At 48.1% G+C, this 14940-nt stretch carries 13 protein-coding genes; all 13 read left to right on the forward strand.

Features of this window, described 5'->3' with window-relative positions; translation table 11 throughout:
* The first annotated feature begins 2 nt into the window (after nt 1-2).
* Nucleotides 3-1775, forward strand: a complete 1773-nt coding sequence (locus HMPREF1548_RS19565; protein WP_021638227.1) for a sensor histidine kinase — start codon at nt 3-5, stop codon at nt 1773-1775.
* Between the two features lie 306 nt (nt 1776-2081).
* Complete coding sequence (locus HMPREF1548_RS19570; RefSeq protein WP_025488817.1) at nt 2082-3059, forward strand: ABC transporter permease; 978 nt, start codon at nt 2082-2084, stop codon at nt 3057-3059.
* An 11-nt stretch (nt 3060-3070) separates the two neighbouring features.
* Nucleotides 3071-3976 (forward strand): carbohydrate ABC transporter permease, encoded by a 906-nt coding sequence (locus HMPREF1548_RS19575; protein WP_021638230.1) that lies wholly within the window; start codon nt 3071-3073, stop codon nt 3974-3976.
* Between the two features lie 98 nt (nt 3977-4074).
* The gene (locus HMPREF1548_RS19580; protein WP_021638231.1) at nt 4075-5739 is read left to right on the forward strand and encodes an extracellular solute-binding protein; all 1665 of its coding nucleotides are present in this window, start codon (nt 4075-4077) and stop codon (nt 5737-5739) included.
* A gap of 61 nt (nt 5740-5800) precedes the next feature.
* Nucleotides 5801-6754, forward strand: a complete 954-nt coding sequence (locus HMPREF1548_RS19585) for an alpha/beta hydrolase (RefSeq protein WP_021638232.1) — start codon at nt 5801-5803, stop codon at nt 6752-6754.
* Between the two features lie 130 nt (nt 6755-6884).
* On the forward strand, nt 6885-8249 hold the full coding sequence (locus HMPREF1548_RS19590) for an MATE family efflux transporter (RefSeq protein WP_021638233.1): 1365 nt from the start codon (nt 6885-6887) through the stop codon (nt 8247-8249).
* A gap of 44 nt (nt 8250-8293) precedes the next feature.
* Nucleotides 8294-9301 (forward strand): proline racemase family protein, encoded by a 1008-nt coding sequence (locus HMPREF1548_RS19595; protein ID WP_035323066.1) that lies wholly within the window; start codon nt 8294-8296, stop codon nt 9299-9301.
* 35 nt (nt 9302-9336) lie between these two features.
* Nucleotides 9337-9660, forward strand: a complete 324-nt coding sequence (locus tag HMPREF1548_RS19600; protein ID WP_035323004.1) for a (2Fe-2S)-binding protein — start codon at nt 9337-9339, stop codon at nt 9658-9660.
* On the forward strand, nt 9657-10760 hold the full coding sequence (locus tag HMPREF1548_RS19605; protein WP_021638236.1) for an NAD(P)/FAD-dependent oxidoreductase: 1104 nt from the start codon (nt 9657-9659) through the stop codon (nt 10758-10760). The genes HMPREF1548_RS19600 and HMPREF1548_RS19605 overlap by 4 nt, the downstream gene beginning before the upstream one ends.
* Nucleotides 10748-11587, forward strand: coding sequence for a (2Fe-2S)-binding protein (locus HMPREF1548_RS31055; RefSeq protein ID WP_021638237.1), 840 nt, complete (start codon nt 10748-10750; stop codon nt 11585-11587). Before HMPREF1548_RS19605 ends, HMPREF1548_RS31055 begins: the two co-directional genes overlap by 13 nt.
* Nucleotides 11571-12752, forward strand: coding sequence for an NAD(P)/FAD-dependent oxidoreductase (locus HMPREF1548_RS19615; RefSeq protein ID WP_021638238.1), 1182 nt, complete (start codon nt 11571-11573; stop codon nt 12750-12752). The genes HMPREF1548_RS31055 and HMPREF1548_RS19615 overlap by 17 nt, the downstream gene beginning before the upstream one ends.
* 20 nt (nt 12753-12772) lie before the next feature.
* Nucleotides 12773-13663 (forward strand): dihydrodipicolinate synthase family protein, encoded by an 891-nt coding sequence (locus HMPREF1548_RS19620; protein WP_025488823.1) that lies wholly within the window; start codon nt 12773-12775, stop codon nt 13661-13663.
* Nucleotides 13664-13675: 12 nt separating this feature from the next.
* Complete coding sequence (locus HMPREF1548_RS19625) at nt 13676-14857, forward strand: iron-containing alcohol dehydrogenase (protein WP_021638240.1); 1182 nt, start codon at nt 13676-13678, stop codon at nt 14855-14857.
* Nucleotides 14858-14940 lie beyond the last annotated feature (83 nt).

The following is a 14940-nucleotide window of genomic DNA, read 5'->3' on the forward strand; positions in this document are numbered from 1 at the left end:
CTATGGATAAAAATAAGAAATACTTCAGTGTGGGTGTTAAGCTGGTAGGGTTTTATGTTATTTTGGGCCTGATTCCTCTGATCATAGCCTATTTATATACATTTTATGTCCTTCGTTCCGTCCTGGAGGAGGATGGCTACAGGTATATCCGTCAGGAATCCGAGCAGGCGGGAAACCTGATGGATGCCTGGGCAGACAGATATGTCGCCGTAATAGACAGTATTTATATGGATTACTATACCAATGCCTATATCATGGCAGATTACAGTAATATGGGTTATGAGAGTATGTATCCCTATATTGATAAGGCGATGCTGAAACTTTCCCTGCTATGTCCTGAGACTACAAAAATTGAATTTTACAGCTTTAATGAGACTCTTCCGGAGGACGGGAATTATTTCAGGAAGGTAAGCCAGATGAAGGAAGGCTGGTTCCAGAAAGCAGTGGATGCGAACGGATTTACTGTTGTGGCAGGTGTGGACAGCCGGAAAGAATACGGCTATGAAAGGCCATATATCGGGATGGTAAAGCTGTTGAACTATTTTAAAAACGGATCTTTGCAGAATGTCCTCCAGGTACAGGTGGACGCAGTGAGCGTGTGTGATTTGATATATGATGAAAATGAGGCCTGCCGTAAATTTGTGTTAAGCGAAGACGGCACAGTGTTGGCTTCTTCGGAACGGGGAGATTTAGGAAAAAATGCGGAGGAAGTGCTGCAAGGCGCCATAAAATGGGAAGACATTGACTGGGGACAGCCGGGAAGCCTCATGGAGCAGGGAACATACTATATGGTGACAAAGGATTGTCAGATGAATATGAAGGTTCTCGTAATCGCGGATAAAGCTTCTGTACTTGAAAAAGCGGATCTCGTGGCGGAGAAAATCCTGTTTCTTCTGGCGCTTACAGCAATTATGGCTTTTGCCTCCATTCTTTTGTATGGAAGAAATTTCACTCAGAGAATCAACCGGATAGTTTATGCCACCGGGAGATTGAGAAGGGGAGACTTCAGTTATCTTGTCAGAGAGAAAACAAATGATGAAATCGGCAAGGTGGCAGATGCAATGGATGATCTGACACGCCAGATGGAGATACTGATTCATGAAAATTATCAGAAGCAATTAAGGCTCAGGGACAGTGAAATTAACCTTCTTTACGAACAAATCGATCCGCATTTTCTGTATAATGCTCTTTCAACAATTTCTTCTTTATCGATTATGGAAGGAGACGGGCAGACTAACAAATGCGTAAAGGCGCTGGGAGAATTTTACCGGGTTTCACTGAACAAAGGGAAAAGAATTCTATCGGTCCAGGAGGAAGTGGAGCTTCTCAAGAGCTATATGGTTATTCAGAAATTCCGTTTTGATGACAGTATTGATATTACCTATGACATTTCCAGGGGAACGCTGCAGTACCGCTGCTTGAAGCTGCTCCTGCAGCCTGTAGTGGAAAACTCCATAAAATATGGTATCAGGGATAATAATGGAAAAGTTCTTCATATAAAGGTGAAGGTATATGAAGAAAATGAGACGGTTTATTTTGTAATAGAGGATGACGGTACCGGAATGGAGAGGGAGAGGCTGGAAGAGGTCCAGGCTGCGGTAAATAAAGGAAACGGGGGATACGGGCTAAAAAATATAGATATCAGAATTAAATTGCAGTATGGATCTCAATATGGGCTTCATCTGGAAAGTGAAAAAGGAATCGGAACTAAAGTTATTATTGGAATCCCACGTGTATGGAAGGAAATTGCAGAAGCGGAAGGCATGCCGGACTAAAGTCCGGCATGTTTTGTATATAGCTGGCGTTAATAAAGAAATCTGCCAAAGATGTAAATTGTTATAAATATATGAAAAATAGAATTTAAAAATGAAAAAGTTATATGTTTTGTAAGTTAATGATAGAAATAAAATCATAAATATGAAAAATTGTTGTTTTGTGATAAGTATTATTAAAAATTATTGTAGAATGTGCAAGGTGCTGTTGATACAATAAAAACAAGAAATCAGAAGGGGATTGGAGCAAATTGAAAGAGAAAAATAACTGTGGCAGCTGCTTCGATTCTGAAGGTTCAGGAGGTAGAAATGAAACAAAATAAACGGACAGAAAAAGTTCCTGTAGAATACGTTCCATTCAGCGGAAAAAAGAAGCTGGCATTGAAAGCATGGCGGCAGAGATATCTGTTTTTGATGATGCTCCCCGCACTGATTTGTGTAATTCTCTTCAGTTATATCCCGATGACGGGCCTGTATATTTCATTTGTCAACTATGTGCCCAGAGGAGACGGCTTCTATCAGGATATGATGGCCGCCGATTTTGTAGGGCTGGACTGGTTTAAATATTTTTTCTCAACTGATTTTGCAGTCATTATGAGAAATACACTTTGCCAGAGTACGCTGACTCTTCTTTTTTCATTTCCGGCGCCTATACTTTTCGCTATCTGCCTGAATGAAATCAAGAACAATAAAATAAAAAAAGCAGCCCAAACGGCGTCTTATCTGCCTTATTTTATTTCCTGGGTTATTGCGGCGAATATGTTTATCACCTTCCTTTCCGGGGACGGAATTATCAATGACCTTCTGCAGGCGCTGCATATCACCAATAAAGATATCCTGTTCATGCAGGAAGGCAAATATTTCTGGTGGATTCTGGCGCTAGCAAACACATGGAAGAACATAGGGTATGACGCTATTATTTATCTGGCTGCAATTTCCGGGATTGACCAGGAAATGTATGAAGCGGCTGAGGTGGACGGGGCCACAAGAACGCAGAAAATCTGGTATATCACGCTTCCGTCACTGCTTCCTACAATCATGGTAATGCTTTTGCTTGCGGTAGGGGGAATTCTCAATGTTGGTTATGAGCAGCAGCTGTTACTGGGAAATGATGCGGTAATCCAGTATTCGGATGTATTTGATACCTATACATACCGCTATGGTATTATCAACGGCATGTACTCTTATGGAACAGCAGTCGGCCTGTTTAAATCAGCCGTTTCCTTTACCTTTGTAGCAATTACCAACAGACTGTCCAGAAAACATGCGGACGTATCATTGTATTAGGAGGCAAGGCCATGAAAAAGAACAGCATAAAAGGAAAGAAAACGGGCGGCGAGCTGGTATTGGATATCTTTAAAGTATTTTTTGTGCTTCTGGTATCTATAGTATGTGTGTACCCTTTCTGGAATATCTTCATTATTTCTATCAATGACGGACAGGATGCCCTGCGCGGCGGGCTGTACTTCTGGCCCAGGGTTTTTACCCTGGAAAATTACCAGGAAATTCTCAGAAGAAGCGAATTTGTCCGTGCAATTGGGGTTACGGTTTTAAGGACATTAATAGGAACCCCTCTGGTAGTTCTGGTTACCTCCATGCTGGCCTATGTGCTGTCCAGGAGTGAACTGCTGGGGAAAAAGTTCTGGACTCTTATGTTTATTTTTACCATGTATTTCAGCGGAGGAATGGTTCCCTACTATCTTCAGCTGAAGAATCTGGGGATGCTGGATCATTTTATCGTATACATCATTCCGGGGATGCTGAATGTTTACTACATGATTTTAATAAGAAGCTATATTTACGGGATTCCTGAGAGCCTGGTGGAATCGGCCAAGCTGGACGGCGCCAATGACCTGTGGGTTTATGGGAGGATTATTCTTCCCCTTTCAAAGCCGGTAGTTATGACGATTGTACTTTTTGCATCGATAGGGCACTGGAATGCATGGTTTGATTCCAGACTGTATACCAATTCCATGAATTTAAAAACGCTCCAGCTGGTGCTGGTGGAAATCCTAAACCAGTTCCAGACTTCGGGAACAAACGGTGCAACTCTGGCGCAGAGAGCGCAGATGATGTCCGGAGTAACCCAGAAGAGCGTACAGATGGCAGCGGTTATGGTGGCTACGATACCGATTATCTGTGTGTATCCTTTTGTGCAGAAATACTTTGTAAAGGGAATTATGATCGGGGCGGTAAAAGCCTGAGGATAAAAACGATACATATCCGACTTAAATTTTACGCAGGCCGGACAGGCAGAATGAGATTCAGTCGGTTTAATTAAATCCAACAAGGAGGAAAAGGTATGAAAAGAAAGGCATTCAAACAGTTAGTGGCGGTGCTGCTTACGGCAGCCTGTGTGATTTCCGGATGCGCAAGCAATGGCGGAGGCACGCAGACAACAGGGACACAGTCCGGTGAAACCACGGCAGGGACGCAGGAGCAGCAGGCGGCATCCACGGATGGAGAGGTTAAGACGATTACTATTTTTAACAGCGGCGGAACAGTTCCGGAGTTTAAGGATCCTGTGGCTTCACAGATACAGGAGAAGACGGGCTTTAAAATGGAGTATGTTGACGGCGCCGGCGCAGTAGAAGAAAAGCTGAACCTGATGCTTTCCGGCCAGACCTATCCCGATATCGTATATCTGGACAGTGCCAGTCCTGTAAGAAAAGCTTATGAAGAAGCAGGGGCATTGATTGGCCTTAAGGATCTGATTGAGCAATACGGACCTGACATCAAGGAAATGTATGGAGACCTGCTGATTCGCTTTGAATCTGAAGACGGTGAGATTTACGGACTGGGTGACTGGTATGATCTGGATCCGGATCCGAATGTCATGGTTATGATTAAGTATGATCTTCTGAAAGAAGTTGTGGGGCAGGAACGTGCAGACAACCATGAGCAGCCTTTTACGCAGGATGAGTTTATACAGCTGCTCCATGATTTTAAAGAAAAGTTCCCTACCATCGACGGCGTGGAAAGCATTCCGTTCAGTATTGAAGGAAAAGGCTGGGATGTGAGCATGTGCCTGGGCATGTTTGGCATTGTGGAATATTACACCGGGAACGACAAAATCGAGCATAAGGTAAGAGATCCTCAGTTTAAGGAAATGGTTCAGATGCTTAACCAGCTCTACAGGGAAGGTCTGCTGGATAAGGACTGGGTAACTCTGGACTGGAATCAGCTGGAAGAAAAAATTACCAAAGGTTATACCTTCTGTACTGTAGATTCAAACTGGATTGCAACAAGACCGAACCAGTCCCTGCGTGTACAGGGCGGCGAGGATGCGGATTTCCGTTCCTATAAGGTAGTGGGAAATGGAGTAACCGCAGATGAAACAACCTACAACAGCAGAAATACATTGGGCTGGGGCGACTGGTGTATCACCAAAAACTGTAAGGATCCTGTGGCAGCTATGCAGTTCTGTAACTTTATGGCAAGTGAGGAAGGACAGTACCTTACACTTTGGGGCGTGGAAGGCGAGCATTGGGACTATGTGGACGGAAAGCATCAGCCCAGGCAGGAAGTGCTTGATTCCTACCGTGCGGACGAGGTTGCATGTTCCCGTGAAACAGGTATCAGAAGATACAGAATGTTTGTAAAGAACGGCACAGGCAAAGATGGAACGCCTTATGATCTGGTAACAAAATGGGAGCCTACATCAGATTGGCAGTATGCTTACCAGGCCAGCGCGGATACAGATTTGTATGATAACTCTTATTATGCAGGGCTGGAACCGGCAGGCAGTACGCCGGAAGGCCTGATTGCCCAGAAGGTTGCGGATATTTATGACGAATATGTACCTAAAATGGTAAATGCCGCATCGCAGGAAGACTGTGTTGCACAGTACGATGCAATGATATCCAGTATGGAAACCGCAGGGCTTGTAAAACTGGAAGAGGTTATGACCAAGAATTATCTGGCTAAAATGGAACGTTGGGGTGTGGAACCATACTCCCATAGATAAGGAAAGAAGGGGGTGCCCGCCGGGACACCCCTTTTTTAGAAAAAAGCATGGGCGGAAAGGCATGAAAATGAAGGACTGCAGCTATTATATCGATCGGGCGGTAAGGCTGGCGGAGGAAGAGCAAGGCTGTTCCCTCAAAGGACCTGAAGAAATTATTCCCTCCATGGCCAGGGAGGATTATCCGGTAAACTGTATTCTTGATGTCCCTTATGGAAACAGGACGGAAGCGGAAAAGGCCGATATTTACCTGCCGGAGAGAGGAAAAGATAAAATGCCCTGCCTTATTGAAGTGCATGGCGGAGGCTGGTATTTTGGACAAAAATCATCCGTGGAATTCAAACCCTTCCTGTATGGACTGAAAAGAGGCTATGTTCTGGTTTCTGCCGGATATACGCTGTCTCCGGAGGCAAGGTATCCGGCGGCAGTGGAAGAAATCAAAGGATTGATCCGTTTTTTAAGAGCACATGCGGACGAATATCATATTGACGGAGAACGGGTTGCTCTGTGGGGCGGTTCCGCGGGTGCGCAGCTGGCCGGGCTGGCGGCAATGGCTGCGAAAGGGAAGTTTGATTCTGCGGACTTTGGAAATATGGAACAGGATTCGGGAGTCAATGCATGTATTCTGTGGTATGGCTGTTATAACTTTGAAACGGATGCCGGACAGCGCAGGAAACTGCAGATGCCGCTGCGTGAAGGGGATTACTGGACCTACCGGAACTATCTGGGCTGCGATGACCTGGAAAGCTGCAGGGAGGTTCTGCATGAAATGAATCCTGAAAATCATATTTCAATGTTAGCTCCGCCGGTGTTTCTTCAGCATGGAGATAAAGACAGCTATGTTCCTTATCTGCAGTCAGTTGATTTTTATGAAAAGCTGGTGAAGGTAATCGGCGCTGATAAGGTTACGCTGGAAATCCTGCAGGGCTATGAGCATGCGGATGACAGGATGTTTGAGGAAGCTAATGTGAAGAAGGTTTTTGATTTCCTGGATAGCATCAATGGCAGTGTGGACTAAGGAAGGCGGCAGGCATGGTTGAGAAGCTAATACAGTGTAGGAAGAAAAAGGAACCGGACGGCTATGAAAATATGATCAGTACGAAGCATGATCTTATTGAACTGTAAGGCCGGAAAGGGCGTGGGGAAAGATGGAAGAGGCAAAAAAACCGGCGGCAAAGGGTATTCTGATGACAGAAGGACCCATTGCAAGGCAAATCCTGGCATTTACGCTTCCACTGCTTTTGGGGAATGTTTTTCAGCAGCTTTATAACACCGTGGATTCGGTAGTGGTCGGCAATTTTGTGGGAAAAGAAGCGCTGGCGACGGTGGGCAGCTCCTCTTCCATGATAGGTATGATAGTCAGTCTTTTCATGGGAATTGGCGTGGGGGCCTCCGTTATTATTTCCCAGTATTATGGAGCCGGGAACCTGAAAAAAATGGAGAATGCCATATATACGGCCATTGCCTTTGGAATCGCTGCGGGAGTTCTGCTGACAGTTATTGGGATTGTGGTTTCCCCGGTAATTCTGCGCTGGATGAAGACGCCGGAGACGGTTATGGAAGGATCTGTAATTTTCCTTCGCATTTATTTTTTAGGTAGCCTGCCGTCCATGCTTTACAACATAGGCAGTTCCATCTTTCATGCGTTTGGTGATTCTAAAAAGCCGCTTTTATATCTGATAATTGCATCAATTGTGAACATTCTACTGGATTTGCTCTTTGTAGCTGTTTTCAGGTGGGGGATTGCAGGCGCGGGATATGCCACCGTGCTTTCACAGACAATAAGTGCGGCGCTTACTTACATGACGCTGACCGGAAAAAGGAGCATTTACCGGCTGGAACTGAAACGGATTCGTTTTTACAGGGAAGAGCTGCGGCTGATTATCAGGCTGGGAATACCAAGCGGCCTGCAGAATTCCATTATTTCTTTTTCCAATGTTATTGTACAGTCCAACATAAATTCCTTTGGAGACGTTGCCATGGCAGGCTGCGGCGCCTATGGAAAAATAGAAGGCTTTGCCCTGATGCCATCGGGGAGTTTTACCATGGCACTATCCACCTTTGTGAGCCAGAACATTGGGGCCAGAAAGCTGGAACGGGCTAAAAAAGGAGCGGGGACAGGACTTTTGCTGTCCATGGGCATTGTCCAGCTGACAGGAATTATGATTTATTTTTGTGCGCCATATCTGATAAGGCTGTTTAATTCCGAGCCGGAGGTGGTGTCATATGGAACCCTGATGGCAAGAAGCGTATCCATGGGATATTTTATGCTGGCTTTTTCCCATGGGATGGGCGGTGTGCTCAGGGGCGCAGGTCTTTCCCGGGATTCCATGGTGATAATGATAACCTTCTGGTGTGGGCTGAGAGTGGCGTGGATTTTAACGGCGGTCCGTTTTTTCGGGGATATCAGAATCGTATTTTGGGCATATCCCATAACCTGGGCCTGCAGCTTTGTGATTTTCCTTTGGTATTTCTTCAGGAAGGACTGGCTGGGCCATCAAATCATAGAATGAACGGGATAAGGGAAAAGGCGTATATTACGCAGACAGGAGCTTATATGAAAATCAGGAGAACATTTCATACGATAGATACGCATACGGGAGGAGAACCGACCCGTAACGTGGTGGGAGGAATACCGGTCATACCCGGCAGCACCATGGAAGAAAAAATGATGTATATGAGGGAGCATTGCGACTGGATAAGAGAACTGCTTACCTATGAGCCAAGAGGTAACGACGTGATGAGCGGAACCATTATTACCACACCCTGCCGGGAGGATGCGGATGTGGGAGTACTGTATTTTGAGGTGGGAGACTGGATGCCCATGTGCGGACATGACACAATCGGCGTGGGGACAGCACTGGTGGAATCCGGAATGGTTAAGGTAACAGAACCTTATACCTATGTAAATCTTGATACGCCGGCCGGATTGGTCAGGCTGAAAATCCAGGTGAAGGACTGTAAGGCGCAGAATGTCACCTTCATAAATGCACCGGCCTTTGTATTGAAAAAGGATGCGAAGGTAAAGAGCAGCCGTTACGGGGAGCTGGTTATGGATATTGCCTACGGCGGAAATATTTATGCCATCCTGCCCGCCTCCTGCGTGGGACTGACCATTTCGCCAAAGACTGCTTCGGCGCTGATTGAGGCAGGGAATCTGATTAAGGATGAGGTGAACAGTCAGGTGGAAATCTGTCATCCCCTCATCCCTTTTGAAAATAAGGTGACCCATATTGAATTTTATGAACCGGCAGAAGCTCCCGGGGAACCGGTCAGAAATGCAGTGGTGATTCCGCCCGGAGCGATTGACCGTTCCCCGTGTGGAACCGGAACATCGGCAAAGCTTTCCGTGCTTGCGCTGAAGGGGGAAATAAAGAAGGGGGAAGCCTTTGTCCACGAGAGCATTATTGGAAGCCGTTTTACCTGCCGGTATCTGGAGGATGCCCGGGTGGGCGATTATCCGGCGGTGGTTCCGGAGGTGACGGGAAGAGCGTGGGTAACGGGAATTCACACCTTTATGCTGGATGACGATGATCCGTTTGTAAGAGGATTTCAGCTAAGATAACGGATATTATATTTTGGAAAATGGAGGATACATCAATGGAACGCAGAGTTTTGGACCATCCGATTCTGGGGCCGCTTGAGGACGGGGATACGGTGCAGATTACGGTAGACGGGAAAAAATATACGGCCAGAAAGGGAGAAGTGATAGCGGCCGTGCTTATGGCAAACGGTATTATGGTGCACAGACATACGGCCAAACTGTATGAACCGAGAGGTATTTACTGTGGAATCGGGCAGTGTACGGACTGTGTAATGACCGTAAACGGCAAACCCAACGTGCGTACATGCATTACGCCGGTGGAAGAAGGCATGGTGATTGAAACACAGGAGGGAATCGGAAAGGGGGGCGGCCTGAAATGACTAAAAATAAGGAAGTCGTCATTATAGGAGGCGGTCCGGCCGGGCTGGCAGCGGCAATTGAGGCGGCAAAATACGGTGCCAAGGTCCTGCTGATAGATGAAAATAAACGACCCGGAGGACAGCTGTTTAAGCAGATACATAAGTTTTTTGGTTCCAAGGCGCACAATGCGGGTGTCCGCGGCGTGGATATCGGAAGGCAGCTTCTTAGGCAGACAGAGGAAACAGGCGTGGAAATTTGGCTGGACAGTGCGGTTGTCGGCATTTTTTCAGAGAAAAGGATTGCAGTCCTGCATGAAGGGACTACCGTTGTGGTACAGGCGGAAAGGATTCTGATCAGCACAGGGGCGGCTGAAAATGCGCTGCGCTTTAAAGGCTGGACTTTGCCGGGAGTGATGGGCGCCGGAGCGGCGCAGACCATGGTCAATGTAAACCGTGTGCTTCCGGGAAAGAGGATTCTGATGGTAGGCTCCGGAAATGTAGGCGTTATCGTGGCTTATCAGCTGATGCAGGCAGGGGCAAATGTGGTGGGGATTGTAGAAGGGATGGATCACATCGGCGCTTATGGCGTGCATGCGGCTAAGATAAGAAGAGCAGGAGTGCCGTTTTACCTGAATCATACCATTAAGGAAGCCCGGGGCAGGGAGCATGTGGAACAGGCCGTGATCGCACAGATGCAAAGCGGCCGGATTGTGGCCGGCACGGAAGAAATTATCGATGTGGATGCGGTATGTGTGGCAGTAGGACTGCGGCCCCTGACCGAGCTGGCATATATGGCGGGCGTGTATCATGATTTTATACCGGAGCTGGGTGGGTTTATGCCTCTTCATAATGAAAATATGGAAAGCTCCGTACCGGGGATTTATGTTGCCGGAGATACGGCCGGGGTGGAGGAAGCCAATACGGCGATGGATGAAGGCAGACTGGCAGGCATTGCCATGGCACAGTCCCTTGGGTATCTCACTAAAGAAGACGGGGAGACAGCCAAGGAGATTGTCAGGGAACGGCTGACTGCGCTTCGTCAGGGGCCTTTTGGGGAAAGAAGGCTTCAGGCGAAGGAAAGAATTCTTGAGAAGGGAGCAAAAGAATTATGTCAATCTTAACAGACGGCTATCCGTCCATAGAAGAAATTAAAAATGCCACAGGCTGGCCGGATGAGGAACGGTTCGCCAGGGGACCTGTGGCGGTTATCGAATGTGTGCAGAAAATTCCCTGCAATCCGTGTGAAGCGGCCTGCCCTGCACATGCGATAACGGTGAGCAGTCCCATTACAAATACGCCGGTTCTTGACAGGGAGAAATGTATTGGCTGCGGCTTATGCGTATCAGCCTGTTCCGGGCTCGCTATTTTTATTGTGGATAAAACTTATAGTGAAACATTGGGAACCGTAAGCTTTCCTTTTGAGTATCTGCCGCTGCCCCAAAAGGGAGATGAGGTGGATGCGCTGAACCGGGCAGGGGAATTTGTCTGCCGGGGAAAGGTAATCCGTGTGATGAATCCGCCGCAAAATGATCATACGCCGGTGGTGACGATTGCGATACCCAAGGAATATACGGATACGGTAAGGACGATGGGGCGGCTGAACCTGGAGGATACGGATCGCACCTTCCGGAAAGCGGAAGGAGACGAAATTATTGATGATGAAATGCTGGTATGCCGCTGTGAGGAAATAACAGCAGGAGAAATCCGTAAGGCGGTCCGTGAGTATGAAGGCACCTCCGTTACGGAGATAAAAAGAAGGGTCAGAGCCGGCATGGGACTTTGCCAGGGAAGGACCTGCGGAAAGCTGGTAACCAGAATTATTCAGGAAGAGCTGGGGAAAAAGGCGGATGAGGTGGAACCCGCAACAAGCAGGCCTCCGGTGAGGCCGATCACCTTTGGAGAACTGGCCGGAGAGGAAGGAGGGCGGACGGATGAGCAGGGTGTATGATACGGCGGTAATCGGCGCGGGAGTAATCGGCGCTGCTGTGAGTTATTATTCCGCTTTGGACGGGGCGGATGTGATATTGATCGATAAGGGCGATATTGCGGAAGGTACCAGCAGTAAGTCGGATGGCAACATTCTTGTATGTGATAAAATGCCGGGCTTTGACAGTACGCTGGCAAAAATGAGCCAGGATATGTATCCGCAGCTTGAGAAGGAACTGGATTATCCCATTGAATGGCGAAGAAAAGGCAGTCTGTATTTATGCGAAACACAAGAAGAACTGGAAATCGCAAGGGATTACTGTTCCCAGATGGCGGCACAGGGGATTCCCATGCGCATGATGGACCAGAAGGATATTCAGGCGGACGAACCCTACCTGGCAAAGGATCTTGCGGGAGGGATTGAAACGGCCTGCGACGGTTCACTCTATCCTATCGGCTTAAGCTACGGCTATGCCCTGACCGCCAGGAAATACGGCGCGAAGCTGAGCCTGCATAATCCGGTTACCGCTATTACAAAAAAAGAGGACTTTTTTATCATTCAGACAGAGCAAGGGGAAATACATGCCAAGAATGTGGTGAACTGCGCCGGTGTATGGTCACCTGTCATAGGTGCGATGCTGGGGCTTTCCATTCCCGTATCCGCAAGACAGGGGCAGATCCTGGTATCGGAGCAGACCTTCCGCGTGGCGCGCAGAAAGGTGCATGAGTTTGGGTACATGCTGGCTAAATTCGGTACGGGAAATTATAAAAGACCTGTTTCGGAGAGAGTGGAACGAAACGGCGTGGCCTTTGTATTTGAACCTACGGCGGCGGATAACTTCCTGATAGGCTCCTCCAGGCGGTTTGCAGGAGAGGATATCCGGACGGATATTGAAGTGATGCAGGCGCTGGCGGAACGGGCCATCCGTTTCTTCCCCATAATCAGGGATATTAAGGTAATCAGGGCGTATAGCGGCCTGCGGCCCTTTACGCCGGATCATCTTCCCATCATATCCGATACGCCGGTTCCCGGATTCTTTATTGCCGCGGGACACGAGGGGGACGGAATCGGCTTATCCGCCATAACTGGCAGGCTGATGTCCAATCTGATTGCAGGAAGAGAGCAGCCGATAGATATTTCACCGCTGGCCTTCGGCCGGTTTCACCAGAATGAAAATATGAGTTAATGACAGAAAGGACTAAGATAATGAACAAAGAGTTTAAAGGCGTTTATGCTGTAGCGGTAACCCCTTTTCATAAAGACGGAAGCTTTGATTTTGAGGCTGCTAAAAAGCATCTGGATTATCTGATAGAAAGCGGCGTTCACGGAATCTGCATCCTGGGGGCTACCGGGGAATACCAGAGCGTAACCTTGGAGGAACATAAGGCATATGTAAGGGAAATCGTTCCTTATATCTGCGGCAGGACAAGCGTAATCGTGGGAGTGACCAGAGAACGGGCGGATGATGTGATTGAGCTGATTCTCCAGGTAAAGGAGAGCGGCGGCCATGCAGCGATGGTGCTGGCGCCGCCGTACTGCCATCCCACACAGGAGGAACTGGTAGAGAATTATCGCTATATTATGGAAAAGACGGAATTCCCGATTATGATTTACAACAATCCGGGCAGCTGCGGCATCTCCATTGAACGGGAAACCTTCCGGGAGCTGTTTGCGCTTCCGTATACGGCGGTGGTAAAGGAGTCCAGCGGGGATATCCATAAGGTTACTCAGGTGGTGGACGATGCGCCGGAGGCTGTTTCCGTATTCTGCGGTGCGGATAATATTGCATTTGAAAGCTTTGCCGCAGGAGCCTGCGGCTGGATATCCATGCTGGCCAATGTGGCGCCCAAGGACTGTGTGGCGTTATTCCAGGCAGTATATGAAGAAAAAGATCTGGAAAAGGGCAGGAAAATTTACCGGAAGATTCTGCCTGCGCTGGATGTGCTGGAAACCTTCCCCAGGGTCCCCCAGACTTTGAAATATCTGCTGTCCAGAAAAGGGCTGGACTGCGGATACTGCAGAAGGCCCCGTGTGGAACTTTCAGAGGAACAGAAAGCATATGTTGTGGAAGCAATGCATGCGGACGAGATTGAATAGGAGGAAAAAGCCATGTTTACAATTGATGCCTATACCCCTGCCAGGGTGATTTTCGGAGCGGGACGCCTCAAAGAGCTTGGCAGCGTAAGCCTTCCGGGCAAGAAAGCGTTGATCTGTGTTACACAGGACGGCCTGATGGAAAAGCTGGGAATACAGAAACGTGTGATAGATCTGCTGAAAGAAAACGGAACGGAATATGTGATTTTTGACAGAGTCCAGCCGAATCCGACGCAGTCGGGCGTTATGGCTGCGGCCGCGCTGGCCGGGAAAGAGAATTGTGATTTTGTCATCGGCCTGGGAGGCGGAAGTAGTGTGGATACTGCAAAGGCAACTGCCATTATGATGAAAAATCCCGGGGTTTTATGGGATTATGCCCAGACCGGGACCGGAAAAAACCAGCCGGTATCCTGTGCGGCGCCCATAGTGACGATTTCCACAACCTGCGGGACCGGTACAGAGACGGATCCTTATTGCGTTATCACCAATGAGGAAACGAAGGAAAAGCTGGATTTTGCCCTGGATCAGATATTCCCTGCACTGTCGATCATCGATCCTGAGCTGATGTGCTCTCTTCCTCATAAGCTGACCTTATATCAGGGCTTTGACGCGCTTTTCCATCTGGCGGAATGTTATATTACCAACGAACATCAGAATCATCTGGTGGATTTGTACGCGGTGGACGGGATTAAGATGGTGGCTCATAATCTGCCTCTGGTGGCGAAGGACGGAAACAATCTGGAAGCGCGCACCTGCATGTGTTATGCGGCAGATATCCTGGCAGGCTATACCCAGGCGCTGTGCAGCACCACCTCACACCATATCATTGCCCAGACCATAGGGGGACAGTTCCCTGCCGTAGTGCATGGGGAAAGCCTTCTGATGATTGCGGAGAGCTATTATAAAAAGGTAAAACAGCTGCGTCCGGCCCTGTTGGATGAACTGGGAGAGGTCTGTGGTGTACTCAGGGACGGTAAGGATCCCGGACAGGGATTCGTGACCGCATTAAAGCAGTTGATGGACGTAACCGGCGTCAGGGAATTGTATTCCATGGCGGAGGAGGGAATTACGGAAGCGGATTTCCAGACCATTGCGGACGTAACCGTAGACAATACAGGAATTGCTTTTGAAAAATATGAGATTACCAAAGCGGATATCATTCAGATGCTAAAGGACAGCTATGATTCTGTCCGGTAACGGCGTTCGTTCGGGAAAGCCGCATTCGGCGGGGCGAAGGTTTTGTAACCGTTGTTTGGGAGGTTCCGGTGCCGTGTGGCAAA

This window comes from Clostridium sp. KLE 1755, from assembly GCF_000466465.2.
GTDB classification, from domain to species: Bacteria; Bacillota; Clostridia; order Lachnospirales; family Lachnospiraceae; genus Eisenbergiella; species Eisenbergiella porci.